Source organism: Dechloromonas denitrificans (assembly GCF_020510665.1).
Classification (GTDB): domain Bacteria; phylum Pseudomonadota; class Gammaproteobacteria; order Burkholderiales; family Rhodocyclaceae; genus Azonexus; species Azonexus denitrificans_B.
In genome coordinates, this window is record NZ_CP075187.1 from 1,186,095 (window position 1) to 1,209,354 (window position 23,260).

General features: G+C 60.7%; 18 protein-coding genes. 6 read left to right on the forward strand and 12 right to left on the reverse strand.

Going from position 1 to position 23,260, the window contains the following annotated elements:
- Positions 1-71: 71 nt before the first annotated feature.
- Positions 72-5,756, reverse strand: a complete 5,685-nt coding sequence (locus KI614_RS05530) for an alpha-2-macroglobulin family protein (protein WP_226408423.1) — start codon at positions 5,754-5,756, stop codon at positions 72-74.
- Positions 5,757-5,886: 130 nt separating this feature from the next.
- On the opposite strand from KI614_RS05530, the gene KI614_RS05535 reads away from it, so the two are divergent.
- A complete protein-coding gene (locus tag KI614_RS05535; protein ID WP_203469110.1) occupies positions 5,887-6,201 on the forward strand; it encodes a hypothetical protein in 315 nt (104 codons plus the stop codon).
- On the opposite strand, the gene KI614_RS05540 is transcribed toward KI614_RS05535, so the two are convergent.
- A complete protein-coding gene (locus KI614_RS05540; RefSeq protein ID WP_226408425.1) occupies positions 6,202-6,876 on the reverse strand; it encodes a DUF4124 domain-containing protein in 675 nt (224 codons plus the stop codon).
- Positions 6,877-7,161: 285 nt separating this feature from the next.
- On the opposite strand from KI614_RS05540, the gene KI614_RS05545 reads away from it, so the two are divergent.
- Positions 7,162-9,111 (forward strand): TonB-dependent receptor plug domain-containing protein, encoded by a 1,950-nt coding sequence (locus tag KI614_RS05545; protein WP_226408427.1) that lies wholly within the window; start codon positions 7,162-7,164, stop codon positions 9,109-9,111.
- A gap of 88 nt (positions 9,112-9,199) precedes the next feature.
- Here the strand turns inward: KI614_RS05545 and cysN are convergent, their stop codons facing one another.
- From cysN to KI614_RS05560, 3 genes are all read right to left on the reverse strand, one after another.
- Entirely contained in the window at positions 9,200-10,471 is a 1,272-nt protein-coding gene (gene cysN, locus KI614_RS05550) for a sulfate adenylyltransferase subunit CysN (protein ID WP_226408429.1), read from the reverse strand.
- A complete protein-coding gene (gene cysD / locus KI614_RS05555; protein WP_413464179.1) occupies positions 10,471-11,400 on the reverse strand; it encodes a sulfate adenylyltransferase subunit CysD in 930 nt (309 codons plus the stop codon). The genes cysN and cysD overlap by 1 nt, the downstream gene beginning before the upstream one ends.
- A gap of 204 nt (positions 11,401-11,604) precedes the next feature.
- The gene (locus KI614_RS05560; protein WP_226408431.1) at positions 11,605-13,254 is read right to left on the reverse strand and encodes a methyl-accepting chemotaxis protein; all 1,650 of its coding nucleotides are present in this window, start codon (positions 13,252-13,254) and stop codon (positions 11,605-11,607) included.
- Positions 13,255-13,521: 267 nt separating this feature from the next.
- Here KI614_RS05560 and KI614_RS05565 point away from each other — a divergent pair, with 267 nt between their 5' ends.
- Together KI614_RS05565 and KI614_RS05570 are read left to right on the forward strand one after the other, a co-directional pair.
- Complete coding sequence (locus KI614_RS05565) at positions 13,522-14,589, forward strand: ABC transporter substrate-binding protein (protein ID WP_226409254.1); 1,068 nt, start codon at positions 13,522-13,524, stop codon at positions 14,587-14,589.
- Positions 14,564-17,323 (forward strand): PAS domain-containing sensor histidine kinase, encoded by a 2,760-nt coding sequence (locus KI614_RS05570; protein ID WP_226408433.1) that lies wholly within the window; start codon positions 14,564-14,566, stop codon positions 17,321-17,323. The genes KI614_RS05565 and KI614_RS05570 overlap by 26 nt, the downstream gene beginning before the upstream one ends.
- Positions 17,324-17,366: 43 nt before the next feature.
- On the opposite strand, the gene KI614_RS05575 is transcribed toward KI614_RS05570, so the two are convergent.
- Positions 17,367-18,350 (reverse strand): MDR family oxidoreductase, encoded by a 984-nt coding sequence (locus tag KI614_RS05575; RefSeq protein ID WP_226408434.1) that lies wholly within the window; start codon positions 18,348-18,350, stop codon positions 17,367-17,369.
- A 30-nt stretch (positions 18,351-18,380) separates the two neighbouring features.
- The gene (locus KI614_RS05580; RefSeq protein ID WP_226408435.1) at positions 18,381-19,022 is read right to left on the reverse strand and encodes a TetR family transcriptional regulator C-terminal domain-containing protein; all 642 of its coding nucleotides are present in this window, start codon (positions 19,020-19,022) and stop codon (positions 18,381-18,383) included.
- Between the two features lie 135 nt (positions 19,023-19,157).
- Between KI614_RS05580 and KI614_RS05585 the strand changes: the two genes are divergently transcribed.
- Both KI614_RS05585 and KI614_RS05590 read left to right on the forward strand, forming a co-directional pair.
- On the forward strand, positions 19,158-19,568 hold the full coding sequence (locus tag KI614_RS05585; RefSeq protein ID WP_226408436.1) for an FKBP-type peptidyl-prolyl cis-trans isomerase: 411 nt from the start codon (positions 19,158-19,160) through the stop codon (positions 19,566-19,568).
- A 92-nt stretch (positions 19,569-19,660) separates the two neighbouring features.
- Positions 19,661-19,894: a hypothetical protein gene (locus KI614_RS05590; protein ID WP_203469120.1), complete on the forward strand. Its 234-nt coding sequence runs from the start codon at positions 19,661-19,663 to the stop codon at positions 19,892-19,894.
- Between the two features lie 3 nt (positions 19,895-19,897).
- Here KI614_RS05590 and KI614_RS05595 read toward each other — a convergent pair whose 3' ends face one another.
- From KI614_RS05595 to KI614_RS05615, 5 genes are read right to left on the reverse strand one after another with little or no spacing between them, the layout of a single operon-like run.
- A complete protein-coding gene (locus KI614_RS05595) occupies positions 19,898-20,134 on the reverse strand; it encodes a VF530 family DNA-binding protein (RefSeq protein WP_226408437.1) in 237 nt (78 codons plus the stop codon).
- Between the two features lie 44 nt (positions 20,135-20,178).
- Positions 20,179-21,519, reverse strand: a complete 1,341-nt coding sequence (locus KI614_RS05600; RefSeq protein WP_226408438.1) for an ATP-binding protein — start codon at positions 21,517-21,519, stop codon at positions 20,179-20,181.
- Entirely contained in the window at positions 21,516-22,175 is a 660-nt protein-coding gene (locus tag KI614_RS05605) for a response regulator transcription factor (protein ID WP_203469123.1), read from the reverse strand. Before KI614_RS05605 ends, KI614_RS05600 begins: the two co-directional genes overlap by 4 nt.
- Before the next feature lie 14 nt (positions 22,176-22,189).
- Complete coding sequence (locus tag KI614_RS05610) at positions 22,190-22,795, reverse strand: cytochrome b/b6 domain-containing protein (protein ID WP_226408439.1); 606 nt, start codon at positions 22,793-22,795, stop codon at positions 22,190-22,192.
- A 3-nt stretch (positions 22,796-22,798) separates the two neighbouring features.
- Complete coding sequence (locus tag KI614_RS05615; protein WP_226408440.1) at positions 22,799-23,260, reverse strand: diheme cytochrome c; 462 nt, start codon at positions 23,258-23,260, stop codon at positions 22,799-22,801.

A 23,260-nucleotide genomic window follows, 5' to 3' on the forward strand; every position in this document is an offset into this window, starting at 1 on the left:
GGATATTCGCATGGCCCGAACCGCCCTTCGGGCGGGCAGTTCGGGAGATCGGCCGGGCAGACGGAGGAAGTTCAGTCGCCCACTACGACGCGTCCGTTCGGCAACTCACCGAACACATCGGGGGCATACATCGCTTCGACCCGGCTAGGCGGCAAGGCAAAATTGCCGGCGTTGTTCAGGCGCACGGTGTATTCGATGCTGAAACGGCCTTTCGGCAGCATCGCGTAATAAGCCCGGTAGGCGCTGAAGCTGCGTTCGACGTAGGTGGGTGAAATGCCGCGCTGCTGCTGGTTTTCGCCGAGGCCGGCGATGGCCGAATCGCGTCCGTCTCCATCGCCGACGATCTTGGCGCCGGCGGGAATCGGATCGGTCAGCGCCACCCAGCTCATGTCGTTGTCGGCATCGACCGTCAGCGTGACGCGCCAGAGGTCGCCGCGACTGATCTTGCCGGCGCTCTTTTCCTGGGTCGGCGTCACCTTGCGCGTGATCCGGTAACCGGCGTTGCGCGCCGGTCCGTCTGGAATCGCGGCGAGTACCTGAACTGTGGCCCAAGGCTTGCCGCTGCCGTCGTGACGGATGTCCAGCTTGTCGTCCTTGGCCGGTGCTGCTGGCCAGGGCAAGGCAAGTGGCTTGAACGTTTCGCCGGCCGCTTTTTTCCAGTCAAGTTCTGTGCGTGCCTTGCCGAGTGTGGCGACGGTAGTCCCGCTGACCGTCTCGCGCTCGAACTTCTGCGCAAAGCGGTCGAGCGTGACGCGTGCCCAGGCGTTGGCCGTGGTGGTCAGCCAGCGGCCGCGCACCTGGCGTTCCATGGCGCCTTGCAGCAGACGCGGTAAATCGTCCTTCCATTCGGCATCGTCGAGCATGGCTTCGATCAGCCGGAAAGCGTTGGCGTCGGCGTTGAGCATCAGCCACCAGCTGTAGTCGTCGCGTTCGGTGGTGAATACCAGGCGGCTGCCGGCGTAGCTCAGGCGGTTGCGCAGTTCCTGCTTGGCTTCGGCCAGTTTTTTGTCGCGTTGCGGTAGTTCAGCCAGGCGGCGCACGATCAGCGTCCAGTCGATCAATGCTGCGGTCGACAGGCGCAGCGGGTCGATTTCCAGTGCGGCTGCCGCCCGGATCGGCTGCAGGCCTTGACGGGTCAGTGCCTGCAAAGCGTTCAGACGGCGTTGCAGCAGCGGGTCGCCGGCGTAGGACGGTGCCCATTCGCCGGTCTTGATGCGCCCTTCGACGTAGGCGGTCAGGCCTTGCAGCATGCGCTGGCGGCTGTCTTCGGGCAGCGTGAAGCCGGCCAGCGTGACCAGATCGAGCAGATAAGCTGTCAGCGTGGTGCTGCCGCTGCTGCCGGGGAAGTAAGCGGCCAGCCCGTTGTGGTCGAGATAACCGGGCAGGGTTTCGGCAATCGCCTGCCAGCGTTTTTCGTCATGCAGGCCGATGGCCACCGAGGTTTTCTGCTCCAGGCAACTGAACGGATATTCCTCGAAGAAGCGCGTCAGGCCGGGCGGCGGCGTCGCCAGTTTGGGCGACAGGCTGATTTCCAGCCCGCCCTTGCCGGGCAGGGCGCCGGCCGGCTGCATGACTGGTACGGCAAAACTGCCGGCGATGCGGGTGAACGTCGCCTGTTGCACGGTGACCGGCACGGCGGGCGCGATTTGCTGCGTGATACGCAGCGTGTCCTGGGCGTTGCCGCCTTCTTCCCTGGCGCTGAATTCCCACTGCTGGCTGCTGATCCCTTCGCCGGCCTTGAGCGGCCAGCTCAGTTCGCCGGCCCCTTCCGGTTCGAGCGTCAGTTTTTGCTCGGTCAGCGAATTGGCCCCGTTTTTGCCGTTGACCGCAATGACCATCTTGCGCGCCGTGCCGTTGCGCAGCGTCAGCATCGCCTTGAAACTGTCACCTTCGCGGACCAGCGGCGGCAGGCCGGAGATGATCTGCAAGTCCTGCCGGGTCTTGACGCTGCTGCTGCCCGTACCGAACAGACTGGCACCCGCGGTGGCCACGCCGACCAGCTTGAATTCGCTCAGCGAGTCGTTCATCGTCACCTTGAGTGTGGCACTGCCATTGGCGTCGAGGACGACGCGTGGCTGCCATTTGAGCAGGGTGTCGAACAGTTCGCGGGCCGGCGCACGACCGCCACCGCCACCCGGTGGCAGGGCTTTCTTGCCGAAGTGGCGCTTGCCGATGACCTGCGACTGGGCGGTGGCGGTTTCCACCTCGTAGCCGCGTTTTTGCAGCATCGCGTCGAGCAGGTTCCAGCTATCGTTCGAGCGCAGTTCAAGCAGCGCCTGATCGACCGCGGCGAAGGCGACTTCGGTGCCGGCCGGGGCAGGTTTGCCATCCGGCGTCGTGACCTTGATCTTCACCGTCGCTTCTTCGCGCGGACGGTAGTCGGTCTTGTCGCTGCTGATATCCACCTTGAGTTTGAAGCCTTCGGTGCCGACGGCGATTTCGGCCAGTCCGAGACGATAGGCCGGTTTGGCCAGGTCGACCATGGCGGTTGGTTGTTCCGGGTTCCACCATTCCTTGAACCAGGCGACCGGTTCGCGCCAGCCCCACTGGAACAGCGAATACCATTTCAGCGGCTCGACGCGGCCGCGCACGGCGAGCACCGAGACGAAGACATTCGGCCCCCATTCGGCCTTGACCGGCAGTTCAATCGTCGGTTTGAAGCGCGATAGCGGCTGGACGAAAGTGTCGATCACGCCGCCGGCCTCGACCGAGATCAGCGCCGTTGCCTCACGGAAAGGCGTGCGCACCTGGAAGCGGGCGGTTTCACCCGGTTTCCATGCCTTCTTTTCCGGAATGACGTCGATCCGGTCCTGGTTGCCGGCGGAGAACCACAGATCGCCGGCGCCGGTCACCCAGTAGCTGGTGCTGGCGCGGGCGATATTGCCTGCCGCGTCCTTCGTTTCGGCCAGCAGGTAGACCGAACCGGATTCGCCGGATTTCGGCTCGCAGAGCAGTAGACCGCGACTATCGGTGGTGCCGCTGCAGACGTCGCCGATATCCTTGTATTCCGCATTGTTTTCGTAAGCGTAGAAGCCGCCGACGATGCGCCGGCGATGGCTGGTGTCGATCCGGCGCTTGCCTTTGACGCTGACCGCCTGCCCGGCGAGCGGCTTGCCGGCCGTGTCGAGGACGACGACTTCAACCCGGTTCTTGCCACCGGCCGAGGCCCAGTCGGCCACCTTGATACCGAGCGTCACACCGGCCGGCCACAGTTCGACCAGGCCGCGCAGGGTCTGGATTTCACCGTTCGGATCGGCAAAGCTCATTTCGGCATAGACCTCGCTTGGGCCTTTCGGCTTGCCGGGCAGCACCACATCGAGCTTGCCGGCGCCGGCCTTGTCGAGCTTGAGCGCCTGCTTGTCGAGAATCAGGCTTTCTTCTTCGCGGCCGGCGTCGACCTTGAAGGCGGCCATCGCCGCATCGTCGAAATCGATATGAAAATTGTAAGCCTCGTAATTCTTGTAGGTCGGCCAGCGTGGGCGCAGCGTGGCGGAAACCTGAACTTCGGCGTTCTTGGCCGGGCCGCCGTTGAGGAAGGACAGGCCGAGCGCCAGCGGCACCTTGGCGGGGGCGATCTGGCGGCTTGGAACGCCTTGCACGCTGCCGGTAAACACCGGCAGGCGGAAGTCGGCAACGCGAATTTCACCGCTGTAGATTTCGCCACGCTTGCCGCCGCTCAGGGCAATCTCATAGGTGCCGAGCTTGGCCGATTCGGGCACTTTCCAGCTGTTGACCGCGGAAGCCTGCGCATCCCACTGGACCGGCTGGCTGAATTCGGTGCCGCTTTCGCGGTGGCGGATGACCAGCTTGGTCGGCAGTCCGGCCGCTTCGGGCAACTGGAAACCCCGGCTATTGCGGCTGCGCGCCAGATGTTTCATCGACACCGTCTGGCCGAGGCGGAAAAGGCTGCGGTCGACAATGCTGTGTATCTTGAAATCACCGGTCTCGCCCCAGGTTTCGACGCCAAAGCGCCACGGCTCAATGCCTTCGTTCCAGTCTGAGCGGACAAAACTGTAATCGCCATTCAGGCGGGCGCTGGCAAACAGGAAGTAGGCGTCGCGGCAATTCCTGTTTTCCAGCCGCTGATTGATCGCCGCCCGGCCCAGGCTGTCGGTCTTGCCCTGCCACAGCGACTTGCCGTCGCAGCCGGAAACGCGCACCTCGGCATCGGCCACCGGCTTGCCGCTGTCGAGCGCGGTCACCCAGACCAGTGCATTGTCCTTGCCGGTCTTCAGATGTACCGCCATGTTGGTGACCAGCGCGGCAGTCCGGACATACATCGGCTTGGGCGTGGCGAGCAGCGCCTTGCCGAGCAACTGGCTCTCGATCTCGACAATGTGGTAACCCGGCTTGGCGAGCGGAATGCCGACCACCTCGAATTCGTTGCTGCCGCCCGGCTTGGGCAGTTCCTGGCGGGTGACGCCGTTGCGCCTGGCAAGGAAGGGCAGTTCGCGGGCGTAATACGGGTCGGTGATGGTGCGCATTTCACCGTCGACATTGAGTTTGACCTGCTGCGTCTGCTGCTCGAATTTTTGCAATGCCAGCATCGCAGCGATCACGTCGGCATCTTCGGTCAGCCGCTGCTCGCTGAAACGGTGACTGCCGGGCAGGGCGAGTTGCTTCGTTTTCAGGCTGGCTTCGACGTTGCGCAGCGTGACCGGCAAGAGGCCGCCTTCCTTTAGCTCGATGATGCCGAAACTGCCGGGAAACTTGGCCAAAGGCGGCAGGCTGCCGGTTCGCGTCTTGAGCGGAAAACTGGCCGCATTGCTTAAAGGGCGACCCGTTTCATCCTTGAAGCCGGATGGGATTTCTAAGGTCAGATCGGCATTCTGCGGCAAGGGGCCGGCGAAGCTGATCGACTGGAAGCTTGGCTCCTGATGGCTGCTGTCCTTGTTCGGATCGACCGGGCTGCGCGGGCCTTCCGCGGTCAACAGGCGGAATTTGCTTAAAAACCTGGCCTCGAACGGCGCATTGAAAGTCAGGCTGATGGCCGAGAGCGGCGAGCAGGGCGCACCGGCTTTTTCGCGTTCGCAACTCAGCGTCGCCTTGAACGGTTCGCGCACCTTGTACACGAAGCTTTCATCCTTTTCGCCCGGCGTGCCGTTGGCCGCCTGAATACCTTTGCCCCAGACCAGTTTCATTTTGCTGCCGGCCGGCAGACGTTCGGCGCAGGTGACGACGATGGGGGCCGAACCCAGTCCGCCGATCTGGTTGAGGACTTCGTTGCGGATGGCCTGGCTGACCGGACGGGCCGGGATGCGCTGGCCGACGCCATCAGCCTCGCACCACAGGTTATTTTCGAGCGATTTCACATTGAGCGGGCCGCCGCCGTTGATGACGAAAGCCTGGTCTTCCTCGATGCCCGAACCGGGCGCCGGGCGAATCGCCCAGGGACGCGGGGCGGCGCCGAAAAATTCGAAGCGGTTCTTGCCGCTGACCGCTTCGCCGTTTGCTGCGGTCAACCCGCTTTTCAGGGCAAAAACGCAACGTTCGCCGGGTTGCAGCGCCCGGCTCATTTGCCAGGCCCAGCTTCGCTCGTCGATCCAGCGGCCTTCGCCGGCAATGTTCTGGCAGTCGATGCTGAACGGCGCGGCGCCCCCGGTTTCACCGAGCTTGGTCATCGCTGTATTGAAACGCACGGTGACACGTGTCTGGTCGGCCACTTTGCCCTGCGGCATGAATTGCTGGATGCTGGCGGCCTGGCTGGCGGTGCTGGCCAGCAGCAGGCTGGCGAGAAGGATTGAGCGTGTTTTCATCGGCGAATTCTTTGGTCAGGGGCGGTCATGCCCGAAGCATCGCCGAGTGTGCCACAGAAGGCGAAGCATTCGACAGCCCGGGCGCGGGCGGCTATCCTCCGCGTTTTGAGCGATTATTCCGGGGAATTCGATGGGACAGGCAAAACTACGCGGCAGCCAGGCCGAACGCATTGCAAAGGCGCAGGCCAAGATCGAGGCGACGCGCCCGGAAAAACTGGTCTGCAACGGTTGCGGCGCCGATGTGACGACGATTCATCCGGTCGATACGCGTGGTTTGCGCGGCATCGAAGCGATCTGGGTCGGCCAGTGCGAATGCGGCCAGACGACTTTTGCCGCTTCCGGCGAACCGAAAGCGGTCGATGCCTTTTTCTTCGCGCTCAGCGAGAACAGCGAATTGACGCTGGGCAGCCAGAGCAAGGACGGCGAAAAGCACGAAGTCGCCTGATCAGCGCACGCAGTTCTTGTTGTTGGGCGGGCAAATCACCCGCGAACTTTCGACCGGTGCCGGGGCCGTCGGTTTCGGTTGAACCGGCTGTGCCGGCTGGCTGATTGTCGGCGGCGGGGGCGCCAGGTGGCCCTGGCACTGGGCCAGTCGCTGGCTTTGTTCGGCGGGCGGCAGTTTCAGTCGCAATACATTTTCAATGCAGACGCTGATCGGATTGCCGGCATACACCGGCACCGGGACATAAACCGGCTGGCTGGTCCGTCCACCGGCGCGGCAGGCCGCTTCCTGTTCGGCACGCTGGTGGGGATCCAGCGCCAGCTGTCCGACATCGTGCAGGCATTCTTCGACCGTTCTCGTTTCGGTCGCCGATGGTGCGTTGACCGCAGTGTTCCGCTTTTGCGCTGCGATCCGCTCGGTTTCGGCCGTGCGTTGCGCGGCTTCCATGCGGTCCGCCTGAAGACGCATACGCTCAACTTCACGTTCGGCTTGCAGGCGGTCGGCCTCGGATACTTTTTCATCCGGGCGAACCGTGACGGTGCCGCTTCCCTTCGGGCAGGGGGCGTTGGTGATTTCCATCTGGCCATCGGGCAGCCGGCACTTGTAAACCTCGGCACCCGCGTCAATCGATAGGGCGAGCAGCACCATGAGAACTGATTTGCGTATCGGAGTGGTCATCGTCGATTCCTGTTGAATGCCGCGTGACTGAATCCTAGCCTGAAGCGGCTGCTTTGTGGCCAGGAAGACGCCGGCTTGCGGTGTTTTCCTCGTCGACAAGGATGTCGCTCAGCAGGTTCCCGATCTTCTTGCTATGATCGGCCATGTCGTCGAATTTCAGACTTTTCCACTTCGTGTCAGAAATATGAGTTCAGTCAGCTTCGTTCTGTCCTGCCGGAGTTGCGCGTGATGTCCGGGCAGTTGCGAGCGAACCGCGAAAAACCATGCCGGCTGAGCGTGCTGGGCATGCTTCTGTTACTGGCTTCCGGTTCGCTCCAGGCGACTGATTCGGCCGGCGCACTGGCCGATCTGACGCTCGAACAACTGACCCAGCAGGAAGTAGTCTGGGCATCGAAAATTGCCCGTCAGGTCAGTGATTCCCCGTCGGCTGTGGCGATTGTCACGGCTGCCGATATCCGGGCTTACGGTTACCGGACGCTGGCCGATGTGATCAACAGCATGCGTGGCTTGTACACGACCAACGACCGCCGCTATCAATACATGGGCGGGCGTGGCTTTGGTGCTCCGGAGGATTACGCCGGCCGGGTGATGCTGCTGATCGACGGCTATGCGACTCAGGACAGCCTGTTCAATCAGGCTTATATCGACGAAGGCGGACTGATCGATCTCGAACTGGTCGAGCGCGTCGAGTACGTGCCGGGCACCGGCTCGGTGACTTACGGCAATAATGCCTTGCTCGGCATCATCAACGTTGTGACCCGGCATGGACGCGATTTCAACGCCACCCAGTTGTCCGGCGAAGTCGCCAGTTACGGCGGGCGGAAACAGCGCGTGACCTACGGCAAGTATTTCGACAACGGGGCGGATCTGCTGTTGTCGGCCTCGGCGCTTGATGCGCGCGGCCAGAGCCTGTATTTCCCGGCCTACGATACGCCGGCCACCAACAACGGCATGGCGCAGAATGTCGATGCGGAGCACAACAACCGTCTGTTCGGCAAGTTTTCCTATGAAGGCTGGACGGTCGAAGCGGCTTATGTGGACCGGAAAAAGACGGTGCCGACCAATCCGAATGCCTATACCGCATTTAATACGCCCTTTACCGTGCAGGATACCAACGCCTTCCTGAATGCGCGTTACGAAACCGACCTGGCCCACAAGCTGCATTCCGCTTCGCGTTTTTACTACGGACACTACGCTTACGACGGTTTTCGCCAGTTTGCCGATTTCAGCGACGGTGAGAAATTCGGGCGTCGCCAGTTCGATGCCGACTGGTGGGGTATCGATCAGAAATTTGTTGCCAACTGGTTCGCCAGCCATTCAATCGTTTTTGGCTTCGAGTATCGCAATGATTTTCGCCAGCGCTTTCACTGGAGCTACCTTTCCCCGTCGCGGGTGACCGTGCGGGAAAGCGAGGAAATGTATGCACGGCGGACAACCAGCTTTTACCTGACCGACGAATTTCGGATCAATGATCGATGGTCGCTCAATGTGGGCGCGCGCCACGATAACGCCAGCGATCTGGCCGGCAACTGGAGCCCGCGCCTCGCCGCGATTTATCATCCCAGCCTGAGTACGACCGTGAAAGCCTCCTGGAGCGAAGCTTTCCGCATGCCGCACGCCTATGAACGCTCTTTCTACGGTGCCGCCGCTGCGCCGGAATTCGTCACGGCCAGTGAGCTGGTTGTGCAGCACGATCTGTCGCCCCAAACCCGCCTGACCGGCTCGATGTATCGCTATCACCGGACCCGGCAGATGGTATTCAACAATGCGTTGAACGATTACGTCGATGCCGGTTCGAGCTATACCCGAGGCGTTGAACTGGAATTCGAAAGCTCTTGGGAAAACGGAACCCGTCTGCGCAGCAGCGTGGCTTTCCAGAGCTCCAAGGATGTGAATGGCGAAGATGCCGTCAATTCCCCCAATTTGCTGGGCAAGTTCAATCTGACATTCCCCATCGTTGCGAATGCCTTGCGGACGGGTATCGAGGCGCAGTACATGGGCGCCCGCCAGACCCTCGAACGGCAGCGCCTGCCGGGTGTGGCGCTGGCTAACCTGACTTTTTCCAGTGAGCGGAAATGGTATGGACTGTCCTCCTCGTTCAGCATCCGCAATCTGTTCGACAAGAAATACGATGCCGTTTCGCCTTTCGACTGGCGCCCCGACAGTGGCTATCCCCAGGATTCGCTGCGCATGGATGGCCGGACTTACTGGTTCCAGCTGAATTACGATTTGTAGTTGCGCCGACGGCTGATTGTGTCGTCAACGTAAAAAAGCCTCCGGGGATTCCGGAGGCTTTTTGTTTGGCGCGTTTGCCCGCCAGGGGTCAGAGAATCATCCCCGCGCCCACCGTATTGTTGTTGCTCTCATCGATGATGATGAAAGCGCCGGTCCCACGGTTTTCCAGATAGGGATCGGCGAAAAGCGGCTGGGCCAGCTTGAAGGTGACTTGAGCGATGTCGTTCATCGCCAGCTTTTCGGCCGGGACTTTTTCCAGGGTGTTCACATCCAGACGATGGTCGATGGCGGCCAGCTTGGCTTTCGAGTCGCGCGTCGTGTGGCGGATCAGGTAGGTGCGGGCGCGGTCCATCGGCTGTTCGGCCATCCAGCAGACGGTGGCTTCGATCTGCTTGACTGCGGCCGGCACTTCGTTCGACTTGACGATCATGTCGCCGCGCGAGGTGTCGATTTCGTCGGCCAGCAGCAGCGTGATCGATTGTTCGCAGAAGGCTTCACCGATATCGACGCCACCCAGTTGAACCGCTTTCACGGTCGACTCGCGGCCGGAAGGCAAAACGGTGACGGCATCGCCGACCTTGATTGAACCGGCTTCGACACGGCCCATGAAGCCGCGGTAGTCGTGCAGTTCCGGGTTGGCCGAATCCTGCGGGCGGCAGACGTACTGCACCGGGAAGCGGAACTTCTCGGTGTGCTCGGTGTGCGCGGCCGGGGCGGCTTCGAGCATTTCAAGCAGGGTCGGGCCTTCGTACCAGTTCAGCTTGTCGCCACGGTCGACGATCATGTCGCCATTGAGTGCCGAGAGCGGGATGAAGCGGATATCTTCGATGCCGACCTTGGCGGCGAATTCGAGGTATTCGGCCTTGATGCGCTCGTAGGTTTCCTGCGAATAATCGGCCAGGTCCATCTTGTTGATCGCGACGATCAGATGCGGAATACCGACCAATGCGGCCAGCTTGGAGTGGCGGCGGGTCTGGGTCAGGACGCCCTTGCGTGCATCGATCAGGATGATGGCGAGGTTGGCCGTGGAGGCCGCGGTCACCATGTTGCGGGTGTACTGCTCGTGGCCGGGTGCGTCGGCAATGATGTACTTGCGGGTGCCGGTCGAGAAATAGCGGTAGGCGACGTCGATGGTGATGCCTTGCTCGCGCTCGGCTTGCAGGCCGTCGGTGAGTAGCGACAGGTCGACAGCGCCGAGGCCGCGCTTTTCGGAGGTCTTGGCGATGGCCGACAGCGTGTCGGCCAGGATGGTCTTGGTGTCGTACAGCAGGCGGCCGATCAGCGTGCTCTTGCCGTCATCGACGCTGCCGCAGGTCAGGAAGCGCAGCAGGCCATGATCTTCAACTTGATGGGCGCTCATCAGAAATAACCCTCTTTCTTGCGTTGTTCCATGGAGGCGTCGCTGGTCTGGTCGTCCAGACGGGTAGCGCCGCGCTCGGTGATGGTGGTGGTGGCGGTTTCGAAAACAATTTTGCTGACGTCGTCGGCATCGGATTCGACCGGCGCCGTGCAGGAAATGTCGCCGACGGTGCGGAAACGAACCTGCAGGTCGATGATTTCTTCACCGTCCCTGGATGGATTGGCAATGCCGCCGTCGACCAGCGGTACGTTGACCGGCACGATGGCGCCCTGGCGCATGACGATCGGGCGCTTGTGCGCAAAGTAGATCGACGGCAGTTCGAGGCCTTCGCGCTCGATGTATTGCCAGACGTCCATTTCGGTCCAGTTCGAGATCGGGAAGGCGCGGATGTTCTCGCCCTTGTGGCTGCGGGCGTTGTACAGGCTCCACAGTTCCGGGCGCTGGTTCTTCGGGTCCCATTGGCCGAATTCGTCGCGGAAGCTGAAGATGCGTTCCTTGGCACGGGCCTTTTCCTCGTCGCGACGGGCGCCGCCGATGCAGGCGTCGAAGCCGAATTCCTCGATGGCTTCGAGCAGCGTCACCGACTGGTGCTTGTTGCGCGACTCGCCTTCATGCTTGAGGACGACCGTGCCGCGCTTCATCGAATCTTCGACGGAGCGGACGATCAGGCGTTCGCCGAGTTCAGCCGCACGCTTGTCGCGGAAGGCAACGACTTCCTTGTAGTTGTGGCCGGTGTCGATGTGCATCAGCGGGAAGGGGAACTTGCCCGGGCGGAAAGCCTTTTCGGCCAGGCGCAGCATGCAGATCGAGTCCTTGCCGCCGGAGAAGAGCAGCACCGGGTTGGAACACTGGCCGGCCACTTCACGCATGATGTGGATGGCTTCGGCTTCGAGCCAGTCGAGATGGGAGAGGGTGGAACGTTGGGTCATTGCTTGGGTAATCCGCGGGGATTGTCGAATGGGCGCTATTGTAGCAAGTCCTTAATATTCGATTAAGAACAAGTGCGCATTGTGTTATTTCGAATAGGAATAAGTCGGCCCAAGGTACTCAAGATAATGGCCGCTTTGTTGCCAGCGGCCATTGTTTGCTCAACTTGGCTGTAACAACTTCAACCTGAAAATATTTTGCCTGCTTCAGGCGACACGGAAGCCTGCTACGGTCAACGACAGGTTTTGCGACAATTCCCGGAGTTCGCTGGTCGAGCGACTGATGCTTTGGGCTGCAGCATTGTTTTCCTCGACCATGTTGGCGATTCTTTCCATGCTCTGGGCGATATCGGTCGAGGCAATTTTTTGCTCGGTGACCGAATCGTTGATTTCGGTCACGCCGGAACGCGACTGCTCGACGGAGCTGCGTGAGTGGTCGAGTACGCTCTCAACTTCTGCAGCAAGCCTGGTGCTGGCTGAAATCGACTGCTCCCCAGCCTGGATGGCCGTCTGAACGGCATCCGATTGCAACATGATCTGCTGTGTCACCGTATCAATCTCGACCGCAGATTTGCCTGATTTTTCAGCCAGTTTGCGGACTTCGTCTGCAACAACGGCAAATCCACGGCCGGCCTCACCTGCGCGGGCAGCCTCGATGGCTGCATTGAGTGCCAGCAAATTGGTCTGGTCGGCAATATCCCTGACTTCCTTGGTCATGTCGGTGATGATCCTGGTGCTTCGGACAAACTCATGAACGGTACGTGAAATGTCATTCATGTTTTGCTGGATGTGTTCTATCTCACCGACTAAATGAGAGACTTTTTGGGAGCCATGAACGGTTTGGTCGACACTTTCCTGGGTCTGTTGATGGACATCTGCCGCTGTTTCGGAAACCGAGGTGATGGCGACCGTCAATTCTTCGATGGCTGCCGCACTGCTCGCTACCGCGTTGGACTGTTGTTCCGAAACATTAGCCAGGGCCCGCGAAGATTCCGCCAAATTCTCGGAGGCGCTGCTGACCATCTGGCTGGCCCCGTTCACCTCGCCGATGATCTTCTGCAACTGCGTCATCATGATGTTGAACGCAGAGGCCATGCGACCGATTTCATCCTGATGAACTATTTCGGCTCTTTGCGTCAGATCGCCGCTGGCAGCAATGTGGCTCATCGTATTTTCCAGCGCACTCAAGGGGTGTGTGATCGAGCGGATGAAGAAAACGGCCAGTACAACCAGAATCACCATCGCACCGAATGAGAAGCTGACCAGTCCGACTTTCACTGCAGAAAATACTTCGTCTGCCTGGATCGCCTCGTTGGCATTGAATTCGGTGGAGATTTTTTGCATCTCGATGACCAGATCGTCGATTGCCTTGGTTGGCGCGCGGTCCAGGCCGTGAACCAGTTTGTCAATCGTGCTGGCGGGGTCGATTTGGCTACGATCATATTGTTTGATCGCTTCGCGGTAATTGGGCCCCAGCTTGTCGAAATTGGCGATGACGTCATCAATCTTGAGTCGTTCGGCAATGCCGAGCTTGCTTGCTGTGGTGCGTACCTGTGCCAGCAACTCCCGGACCTTCTTTTCTTCGCCGTCAAAGCCTTGCATGTGCTTGGCAAAGGCTTCTGCATTCTTGCCCCGCAGCAGAATGTTTTTCCACTCCTGGACTTGCGTCTTGAAGTGCACTTGCCCGGCTCGTGCCTTGTCGACCGCATCGACAATGAGTGCGTGACGCTCGATGGCACCGGTTAGTGCGGTGTTGAGCTTGCTGGCCTGAATAAATGCGAAAGTGCCGACGCTGAGCAAGGCAAACAAGGCCAGCACGACAAGAAGAACCAGTTTTTGTTTGATCTGGAGGTGCATTTGCGACTCCCTGCTTGCTGAATCAATTCATCTGGAAGCTTGCCGGTGTGCCTTGCAAGAGTGGATCGACTATATACAATGTGGCGCAGATATGTAAAGTTTCGTCAGCTCAATGACTTATGCCATGTTTGTGTGATTCGCATGCTTTCGGTAATCGTGTTTCAGTAAGTTTCAAGTCATGTCTTGGATCGTGACTAGCCAGAGGGATGGGGGCCGGGAGGAGAAATGGGATCGAGGCAATTCTCTGCATGTTTTGTTTTGTCGCTCATGCTCTTTGGCTGTGCGCCGCCAGAGCCTCTGAAAATCGGGTATTTGGGTGGGCTTTCCGGGCGAGTAGCCGATCTCGGAGAAGCCGGGCGTAGCGGTGCCTTGCTTGCTGTTGAGGAAATCAACGGCTTGGGTGGGGTCAATGGGCGCAAGGTCGAGTTGATCGTTCAGGATGATGCCCAGCAGCAGGAAAGCGCGCTGAATGCGGTTGATGCCCTCGTCGCTGCGGGCGTTTCGGCGATTATCGGACCCATGACCAGTTCCGTTGCCGAGACCATTCTGCCGGCGATCGAACGTGCCGGCATTGTGACTGTCAGCCCGACGGTCACGGCCACGTCGCTTTCCGGAAAGGACGACCTGTTTTTCAAGGTGGCACCACCGATCTCAGAAAACACCCGAATCAGTTCACGCCATCTCTTCGATCGAGGCGCCCGTCGTCTGGCCATTGCCTACGATTTGAGCAACCGGGCGTTCAGTGCTGACTGGGCGGCACAGTACCGGCGTGACTTTACCGGGCTGGGCGGACAGGTTGTTGCCGAGGCGACGTTTACTTCCGGCGATGAACAGGGCTATGGCCATGCGGTCCAGCAATTGATCGATGCCCGGCCGGATGCCTTTCTTTTTATCTCGAATGCGGTTGATACGGTCAGATTGATCCAGATTGTGCGTAACCGTGGCCTCAATTTGCCTGTGACGACATCTCCGTGGGCGGCGACCGAGCATTTCATCGAACTGGGCGGGAGAACGGTGGAAGGTGTGACGCTGACCCAGTTTTTTGATCGTTCGGACAGTTCGCCCGGCTATCGGAAATTTGCCGATACTTTCCGGGCGCGCTTCAAGCAGGAACCGGGTTTTGCCAGTGTTGCAGCCTACGATGCGACGCGTGCCACGCTGGGCGGGCTGACTCAGTCTTCAGGTCAGGGTGGCGCTGCATTGAAAGCTGTTCTGCTGTCAGGTACGACGTTCGATGGTTTGCAACAAAAATGGCAATTTGATCGTTATGGCGATGCTCAGCGCGCAACCTATATGACCGTGGTAAATAATGGCCGACTTTCGATTGTCAAATAACCGCAACTCATCCGGCGCTCCTGAATATCGCCTGAGAACCTGGCTGATTACATTGATGATCGTCAGCGTGATGCTGACTTTCGGGATCATCGGCAGTGGCATCCTGGTTTATCGATTGCCTCAACTGGATGGGCAAACCCGGGCATCGATGCTCGAAAAGGCCAGAAACACCTCGCGGTTGATCGATTTCGTGACCAGCGGCATCGAAGCTGAGCTGTATCCGCTGGCCAACATGGCACCGACTCTGTCGCGCGATGAGTTGCGACGCTACACCGATGCGATCGTCGGGAACGGCGAACGATTTGAAGCCGTCTTTGTGGTGGCGGGCGACGGCATTGTCGAATCGATCAGCCTGCCACCCCGGCATGCGGCGGTTGCAGGCGAGTTACGCGGAGCTGATTTTTCACGCAACCGGGTATTTCGCTTGGCCCGGATTGCCAAGGCGAACGGGGAGGCGGCACGACCCATCTGGAGCGATAAATATCTCTCGGCCCTGGGCGGCAAGAACACGGTGGGAATTGCGCTTTCTGCCGGTGAGCGGACCCTGGTCGCCGAAGTGTCGGCCGAGCACATCCTCAGCGTTTTGAAGGAGTCGACCCAGGAAGAATGGCCGTTGACCACGATCATCGATCGTAATGGCCAATGGTTGGCTTCTTCGTCCAGGGCGAGCAATCCACCGGGGCGATTCATCGATTTCAGCGGTTTTCCGTTGTTCAAGACGGTGCTTTCCGGCCGCGAGGTTTCGGATGACGAGTTGTTCATGGGGCGCAGCATGGTGCTCGGCGGCGTCCAGTCAGCCAAGCTGGAATGGGTGGTGGTCAGTGCGATGCCGGGGGGCTGGGCAAATCCGAGTTACCGGGTGGTCATCGTGCTGGTCATCGGTGGGTTTTTTGGTGCATTGCTGATCAGCCTGATTCTCGCGCCGCTCTGGTCGGCACGCATGGTTCGTCCGCTCAACGCCCTGATCGCCCGCACCCATGCGGCCAGTGCGGGGGATTACCTGTCCGCCTGGCCCAAGAAAGGGACGGTTGCCGAGCTGAATCAGTTATCGAACGACCTGGCCAGCATGGTTTCGGTGATCCGCTCGCGGGAATACGATACCGAGCGCAGCGAAGAGCGGCTTCGGGCGACGCTGGAGGGAACGCCGTCGGTTGCCGTGCAATGGTATGACGCAAGCGGCCGGATTCTGTACTGGAACAAGGCTTCCGAGGTGATGTACGGATTCACGGCGGAAGAGGTGGTGGGTAAGAGCATTACCGACCATACACTGCTGTACATGGATGCCGATCAGGTCCGGGCATTCATGGATGGCCTGGCTGAAATCAGGCAGTCGGGCAAGCCCCTGCCTTTGTCGGAATATCCCTTGCGCCATAAATCGGGGCGCGTTGTCATGGTGCTGGCCAGTACTTTTGAAATTCCAGGAGAAAACGGGGCCTCGATTTTTGTCTGCATGGATGTCGATATCACGCACGGCAAGCAGGTTGAACGTGCGTTGAAACGCAGTGAAAAGAAGCTGGAGGCGATTTACAACGCTTCCCCGGCGCCGATGTCCGTGTCCGATATCAATAACGGATTTTCCATTGTGACCGTCAATGCGGCCTGGGAAAGACAGTTTGCCCGTCAGCGGGCTGATGTGATCGGGAAATGTGGCCTGGAAATCGGTTTGTGGGCCGATCCTGCGCTGCGTGTCGATTTTCTCGCGCACTTGCTCGAAGATGGCCGCGTTGACGATATCGAGGCCGACTTGGTGACGGGCAACGGTCAGCACCTGTTGTGCCGGATTTCATCGATGGTGGCCGAGGTCGGCGATGATCGGCTGATGCTGATGATGGCGACCGATATTACCGAGCAGCGCCGCATCGAATCCGAGATACGCTTGCTCAACAGCGAGCTTGAAGAGCGGGTGATGCAACGTACGGAGGAGTTGTCGCAGGCCAATGATGAGTTGGAGGCGACGGTCGAAAACCTGAAAGCCACGCAGGAGCAGCTTGTCCAGTCCGAGAAGCTGGCTTCGCTGGGGAATCTGGTGGCCGGCATCGCCCATGAGTTGAACACGCCAATCGGCAATGGCCTGATGGCGGTATCCACCATGCGCGACAATCTCGGCCAGTTCCGCCAGGCCAGTGCGGCGGGATTGCGTCGTTCCGTCCTTGATGAATTTGTCGCGGGTGTCGATGCCGGGAGCGATATTGCCGAACGTAATATGCGTCGTGCGGCTGAACTGGTGACCAGCTTCAAGCAGGTGGCTGTCGATCAGACCAGTTCGCAACGCCGGGCTTTCGAGGTCGCCGAGGTGGTCGACGAAATTTTGCTGACCCTGAAACCAACCCTGAAACGTACGCCATTCATTGTCGAGACGGATGTTCCTTCCGGCTTGATGCTCGACAGTTATCCCGGCCCCCTGGGTCAGGCGCTGGCCAATCTGATCAACAATGCCGTGATTCACGGTTTTGACGGACGGCATGAAGGACGGATCAAAATTGTTGCCGAAGCTTTTTCTACTGACCAGGTGGCGATCAGCGTCAGGGATGACGGCAAGGGCATTCCGGCCGACCGTGTCGGCCGGATCTTCGATCCCTTCTACACCACACGCATGGGGCGAGGCGGGACCGGACTCGGTCTGCATGTCGTCTTTGGTGTGGTCAGCAAGGTGTTGGGCGGCACGATCCGGGTGACGAGCCACGAAGGGCAAGGCACCGAATTCGTCATGGTGCTTCCGCGCTCACCTGCTTGAAACTGAAAAACCGGCCCACTCCCGGACCGGTTTTCAAAATTGCCTATTGGGCGAGGTTGACCACGACACGGCCGCGTACCTTGCCGTCGAGCAATTCGGCCCCGACCTGGATGGCTTCAGCCAGCCCGATTTCACGTGTGACGCTGTTGAGCTTGCCAATATCAAGGTCGCGAGCCAGTCGGTCCCAGGCTTCCTGGCGAACAGAACGCGGTGCCATGACGCTATCAATACCGTAGAGCGTTACGCCGCGCAGGATGAAAGGAGCCACGGTGGCCGGAAAATCCATGCCGCCCGCCAGTCCGCAGGCAGCGACTGCACCGCGGTATTTCGTCGTGGCACAGGCATTGGCCAGCGTGTGGCTGCCGACTGTATCGACCACCCCGGCCCAGCGTTCCTTGCCAATCGGCTTGCCCGGTGCGGCCAGTTCGCTGCGTTCGATGAGGGTTTCGGCACCGAGCGCTTTCAGGTGTTCCGCCTCGGCCGGCCGGCCGGTTGAGGCAACGACCGTATAGCCCAGCCGGGCGAGCAGGGCGATGGCCACGCTGCCGACGCCGCCGTTCGCACCGGTGACCAGAATTTCACCGTCCTCCGGCTTGATGCCGTGCTTTTCCAGGGCCAGGACACAGAGCATCGCGGTATAGCCGGCAGTGCCGATCGCCATGGCTTGACGCGTCGTGAAGGCTTTCGGCAAGGGGACCAGCCAGTCGCCCTTGACGCGTGCTACCTCAGCCAGTCCGCCGCAGTGGGTTTCGCCCACGCCCCAGCCGTTGAGGATGACCTTGTCGCCCGCTTGCCAGTCCGGGTGGCTGCTCTGTGTCACCGTCCCGGCGAAATCGATTCCCGGGATCATCGGGAAACGGCGCACGACGGGCGATTTTCCGGTAATCGCCAGGCCATCCTTGTAATTCAGCGTGGACCATTCGACACGCACGGTGACATCGCCATCCGGCAAGACGGCTTCGTCGATCTGTTGTACTTCCGCGCGGTAGCCGGCGTCATCCTTGGTGATCAGAATGCCTTTGAACATGGTGTTTCTCCTTGAGGTGAATAGGGGGTTTCAGGGCCGGGGCAGCGCGGCCTGGAACAGTTTGAAAAAAGCCTGCATTGGAGCAGTTGACCGCAGCAATCGGGCGCGCAGGATGGCGCCCTCCCAGCCGACCCAGAAGGCATGGGCCAGTGCCGGACAATCGCTGCCGGCGGCCAGTTCTCCGGCATCCACGGCGGCCGACAGGCAGGTGCCGAGGCGCTGTTCCCAGTCGTTGAAAATCGCTTCCAGCCTCCGGCGCAGCTTGTCGTCCAGCGTACTGACTTCCTGGCCGAGATTGCCGACCAGGCAGCCGCGGCAAAAATCGTGTCGCGCCACGCCGTGGCAGGCGTCGTCGACGAAGGCGGCGAGACGGGCCAGTGGAGAGCGGGTGACATCCAGAAAGTGCCGGTCGAGCTTGTCGGCGAAGTAGTCGGCATAGGCATCCAGCGCGGCGGCGACGAACTCGTCCTTGCTGGCGAAGTAGTGATAGAACGAGCCTTTCGGAACCTGGGCCGATTTCAGGATGTCATCCAGGGCCGTTGCGCTGACGCCGCGTTCGGTGAGCATTTCGATCGCCCGCCGGATGAGCAGCGTCCGGGTATCGGCAAAACCAATGCCGTTGCGAGCGGGGCGGCCACGCGGACGGCGCGGAAGTGGGGGAGATGAAGGCATTGGAAAATATTAGACCGGTTGTCTATAAATATCAAAATCTTTTTCGCCGGATGTTTGATTTGCATGGCTTGAGCTCAAAGGGCGAATCGCGTTACCGTACGGCCCCACTGATTACCATCGCCTAAAGGCCTGTTCATGCAAAAAATGCTTACCACCGGCGCCGCTGCGCTGCTTCTCGCTGTTTCGCTGTCGGCTCAGGCGACGCCGAAAGAGGAAAAGACCGCCTCCGGTATCGTCATCACCCTGCTCAAGGAAGGCGAGGGCGCCAGCCCCAAGGCGACCGACACGGTCCGTGTGCATTACCGCGGTACACTGGAAAACGGCACCGAATTTGACAGTTCCTACCGTCGCGGCCAGCCGGCCACTTTTCCGCTGAACCGGGTTATCCCGTGCTGGACCGAGGGTGTGCAGAAGTTGAAAATCGGCGGCAAGGCCAAGCTGCTTTGCCCATCCAACCTGGCTTATGGCAGCCGTGGCATTCCGGGAACGATTCCGCCGGATGCGCCGTTGATTTTCGAAGTCGAGTTGCTGGAAATCGCCCGTTAAGCCGGGTGGCACCTGGGCCGGGCGGGCTTGCCTGTCCGGCTTGATCCGGCGCACACTGAGAGACAGGCGAAGTGCGCCTGGGAGCGACAAGCATGACCAATGAACAATTGAAAAACGCGGTAACTTCACCGTGGCCGTTTTTTGGCGTCAGCCCGCAGGGTGATGTGCTGGCCCGTTACATTCCGTTCGGGCCGGTTTTTCGCTGGCGCAAGAACCAGATGATTCCGATGCCCGTGCAGGGCAGCGATCTGTGCTGGTTGTTGCAGGCCGCCGACGAGGAAGGCCATTCGATCACCGATACCGATGGCGGCAGGCCCGAGGCCTGAGCTTCAGTTCTGGCGGGCCTTGACGTTCAGCATGTGAACGTAGAGCGACTCGACCCGCTCGCGCGCCCAGGGCGTGCGGCGGAGGAATTTCAGGCTGGAGGCAATGCTCGGATCAAGGTTGAAGCAGCGGATTTCAATTTCCTGACCGAGCTTCTCCCAGCCGTAATGGGCAACCAGCTGGTTGAGGATCATTTCCAGGGTGATGCCGTGCAGCGGGTTGTTGGCTTGCGTTTCTGACATGATTTTGATGGCCGGAATCTATACCCGGCCATTTTTACAGATTTTCAGCCGTTGACCGCAGCAAAGCGCAGACTGACGCGCAGCCCGCCCTCCGGCGCATCATCCAGCGCAAGCGGCGCCGCATGCAGTTCGGCAATGCGCAGGACAATCGACAGACCGAGTCCGCTGCCCGGCTGGTCGCTCTGGTTCAGCCGATGGAAGCGACGCAGCACGGCCTCGCGCTCGGCCAGCGGAATGCCCGGGCCGCTGTCGGTCACGGCGAACAGAATCTGTTGTCCGTCGCGGTGCAGGGTGACGCGAATGCGTCCGCCGGCCGGGGTGTAGCGAATCGCGTTGTCGACCAGGTTGCGAATCAGGACGCGCAACCATTCCGGCTGGCCGGTAACCCGGCTGCCCGGCAAGGCGTCCAGTTCGAAATCGAGGTCGCGATCCAGAATTTGCGTCCCCAGCTCGGCGCAGACGGCTTCGGCCAGTGGTGCGAGATCGACGGTTTGGGGCGTGGGCAGACCGGATTCGGGATCGAGCCGGGCCAGCTGGAGCATTTGCTCGATCAGGTGAACCGAGCGGCTCAGACCAACCTGCAACTGCTCAAGGGATTGCTGGCGTTCGACATCGTTGCGGGCGCGCTGGGTGACTTGCAGTTGCGCCTGCAGTGCGGCGAGCGGCGTGCGCAATTCGTGGGCGGCATCGGCGGTGAAGCGCCGTTCGGCGTCGAGCGTTGCTTCGACACGCTGGAACAGGCCATTGAGCGCGACAAGAATCGGCTTCAATTCGACCGGCGCCGAGGCCGGGGTCAAAGGCTGCAATTGCTGCGGTTCCCGGCTGGCAATCTGGCTGGCAATGTCGTCCAGCGACGCCAGGCCATGGCGGGTGGCCAGCCAGACCCACAGGCCGATCAGCGGCAGACCGAAAAGGGCGGGGAAAATCAGGCGCCAGGTGATGTGACCGATCAGGTCGTCGCGGATGTGGTGATCTTCACTGACCTGTACCTGCAGGCTGTGCTGGCTGTTCCACTGGCTGAAATGACGCCAGTGGCCGTCATCGTCGTGTGTTTCCGAAAAGCCGGGTGCTGCGGTCAACGGTGCTTGCGGGGCATTATTCGAATGCAGCAGCAGGATGCCGTCGCTGCGCCAGATCTGGAAACGCAAGCGGCGCTGGTATTTGTGGGCCGCATCGCCGATATCCTGGATATCCTCGCCATCCTCATGGCTGGCCAGGGCGAGCAGGGCTTGCGCCGCCTGGGCAAGTTGGGCGTCGAACAGCTCGTCGACTTCGTGGTGGGCATCGACATAGCTGAACACCATGGTGGCCAGCCAGGCGGCTGAAACGCCGCCGAGCAACAGGCCGAGCAAACGGCGGCGCAGTGAGAACCAGAGCGTGGTCATGGCTTGGCGATGGTGTAGCCGACGCCGCGCAGCGTGCGGATCAGGTGACTGCCCAGCTTCTTGCGCAGATGGTGAATATGCACTTCGAGGGCGTTGCTTTCCGGCTCGTCGTGCCAGCCGTAGACCGACTGTTCGAGCTGGCTGCGGCTGAGTACGCGGCCGGTATTTTCGAGCAACATCTGCAGCAGCGAGAACTCGCGGGACGACAGTTCGACGATCTGGCCGGCCAGCGTGACGGTATGTGCCGCCGGGTCGAGCGCCAGATCGCCGTGCGTCAGCAAGGGGGCGGCACGGCCGGCGGTGCGTCGCGTCAGGGCACGGATGCGGGCGGCCAGTTCATCGAGATCGATCGGCTTGACCAGGTAATCGTCGGCTCCGGCATCGAGCCCGAGGACTTTGTCGCCGGTTGCATCACGCGCCGTCAGGATCAGCACCGGCAGCATCTGGCTGCGGCCGCGCAAGCGCTTGAGCACTTCCATGCCGGACAGTTTGGGCAGGCCGAGATCGAGGACGAGGAGATCGAAGGTTTCCGTGCTCAGGGCCAGATCGGCCATTTCGCCATCGCGCACCCAGTCGACCGCAAAACCGGATTGACGCAGGCCGACGGTCAAACCGTCACCCAATTGGAGGTCGTCTTCAACGAGGAGTATGCGCATGGGGAACGATTCTATCAGTTGATGACGAGCCAGCCGGCCAGTGCTATCCAGATCAGCAGCAGGAGGGCGGCGAGCGGGCGGCTTGAAGCAATCGCCTCACCCGGCTGGCCGTTTTTCCAGCCGGTGATCATCGACCGAACCAGGTTTTCACCATGTAGCAGGCTGCCAGAAATGACGCCCGCCAGATGGATGACGACGACCGTCAGCAGGGTTGCCGCCAGCCCTTCGTGCAATTCTTCAAGCAGATGGCCGCCGACATCGTTGTAGATCGCCCAGCCGCTTGTGCTGGTCAGGATGCCAAGGCCGAGCAGGGCGATGATGGCCCAGCCACCGGCCGGGTTGTGGCCTGTCCGGTGTTCCGGCTGGCCGTGGCGCAGCGATGCCAGATAGCGCCGGACAGTCTGCGGGCCGAATACGAAATCGCCGAAGCGGGCGTAACGCGTACCGACCACCCCCCAGATCAGGCGGAAGGTGGCGATGGCGAAAACGGTCGCCCCCGAGATGACATGGACCAGCCGGAAGGTTTCGCTTTCGGCCGTCAGCCAGGCCAGGCCGAAACCGGTGGCCATCAACCAGTGGCCGATGCGAACCGGCCAGTCCCAGACGAGGATCTTTGGCATGGCTTACTTCCCCTGGCCCGGAATGCTGATTTCGTGTTCGCTGAATCGACCGCTGGCGGCATTGCGGTGACAGGCTTCGCAATTGGTGGCCGACTTGATGCGTGGATCGTTCCAGGTTTTGGCCGGGATTTCGCGGTGCTTGCGGATAAAGCGGCTGGTCTGGGTGAGCCGCGGCGGATTGCCGGCCCAGCCCAGGCGCGCCGGGTCGCCGGCGTAGCGTTCGAGGAACGGGCTGATTTCCTGCCGAGTCTTGCGGTCGACCGCGGCATCGCTGCCAAAATGCTGGTCGAGCTGATTCAACGTCTGCTGCCAGTCGCTTGCAGCGAGCAGGGCGGGATGAAACGGCAGGTGGCAACTGCCGCATTCGCTACGGTAGCTGGCTGGCGTGTCCTTCGGCAAAGGCAGGCTGTCGGCCATGGCCGGCAGGGCGACGATCAGGAGGAGAGTGGAAAGTCGGCTTTTCAT

Bases quoted from the DNA above. Each gene is read 5' to 3' on its own strand.
- KI614_RS05530 (WP_226408423.1), bottom strand. From the start codon at position 5,756: ATGAAAACACGCTCAATCCTTCTCGCCAGCCTGCTGCTGGCCAGCACC.
- KI614_RS05535 (WP_203469110.1), top strand. From the start codon at position 5,887: ATGGGACAGGCAAAACTACGCGGCAGCCAGGCCGAACGCATTGCAAAG.
- KI614_RS05540 (WP_226408425.1), bottom strand. From the start codon at position 6,876: ATGACCACTCCGATACGCAAATCAGTTCTCATGGTGCTGCTCGCCCTA.
- KI614_RS05545 (WP_226408427.1), top strand. From the start codon at position 7,162: ATGCTTCTGTTACTGGCTTCCGGTTCGCTCCAGGCGACTGATTCGGCC.
- cysN (WP_226408429.1), bottom strand. From the start codon at position 10,471: ATGAGCGCCCATCAAGTTGAAGATCATGGCCTGCTGCGCTTCCTGACC.
- cysD (WP_413464179.1), bottom strand. From the start codon at position 11,400: ATGACCCAACGTTCCACCCTCTCCCATCTCGACTGGCTCGAAGCCGAA.
- KI614_RS05560 (WP_226408431.1), bottom strand. From the start codon at position 13,254: ATGCACCTCCAGATCAAACAAAAACTGGTTCTTCTTGTCGTGCTGGCC.
- KI614_RS05565 (WP_226409254.1), top strand. From the start codon at position 13,522: ATGCTCTTTGGCTGTGCGCCGCCAGAGCCTCTGAAAATCGGGTATTTG.
- KI614_RS05570 (WP_226408433.1), top strand. From the start codon at position 14,564: ATGGCCGACTTTCGATTGTCAAATAACCGCAACTCATCCGGCGCTCCT.
- KI614_RS05575 (WP_226408434.1), bottom strand. From the start codon at position 18,350: ATGTTCAAAGGCATTCTGATCACCAAGGATGACGCCGGCTACCGCGCG.
- KI614_RS05580 (WP_226408435.1), bottom strand. From the start codon at position 19,022: ATGCCTTCATCTCCCCCACTTCCGCGCCGTCCGCGTGGCCGCCCCGCT.
- KI614_RS05585 (WP_226408436.1), top strand. From the start codon at position 19,158: ATGCAAAAAATGCTTACCACCGGCGCCGCTGCGCTGCTTCTCGCTGTT.
- KI614_RS05590 (WP_203469120.1), top strand. From the start codon at position 19,661: ATGACCAATGAACAATTGAAAAACGCGGTAACTTCACCGTGGCCGTTT.
- KI614_RS05595 (WP_226408437.1), bottom strand. From the start codon at position 20,134: ATGTCAGAAACGCAAGCCAACAACCCGCTGCACGGCATCACCCTGGAA.
- KI614_RS05600 (WP_226408438.1), bottom strand. From the start codon at position 21,519: ATGACCACGCTCTGGTTCTCACTGCGCCGCCGTTTGCTCGGCCTGTTG.
- KI614_RS05605 (WP_203469123.1), bottom strand. From the start codon at position 22,175: ATGCGCATACTCCTCGTTGAAGACGACCTCCAATTGGGTGACGGTTTG.
- KI614_RS05610 (WP_226408439.1), bottom strand. From the start codon at position 22,795: ATGCCAAAGATCCTCGTCTGGGACTGGCCGGTTCGCATCGGCCACTGG.
- KI614_RS05615 (WP_226408440.1), bottom strand. From the start codon at position 23,260: ATGAAAAGCCGACTTTCCACTCTCCTCCTGATCGTCGCCCTGCCGGCC.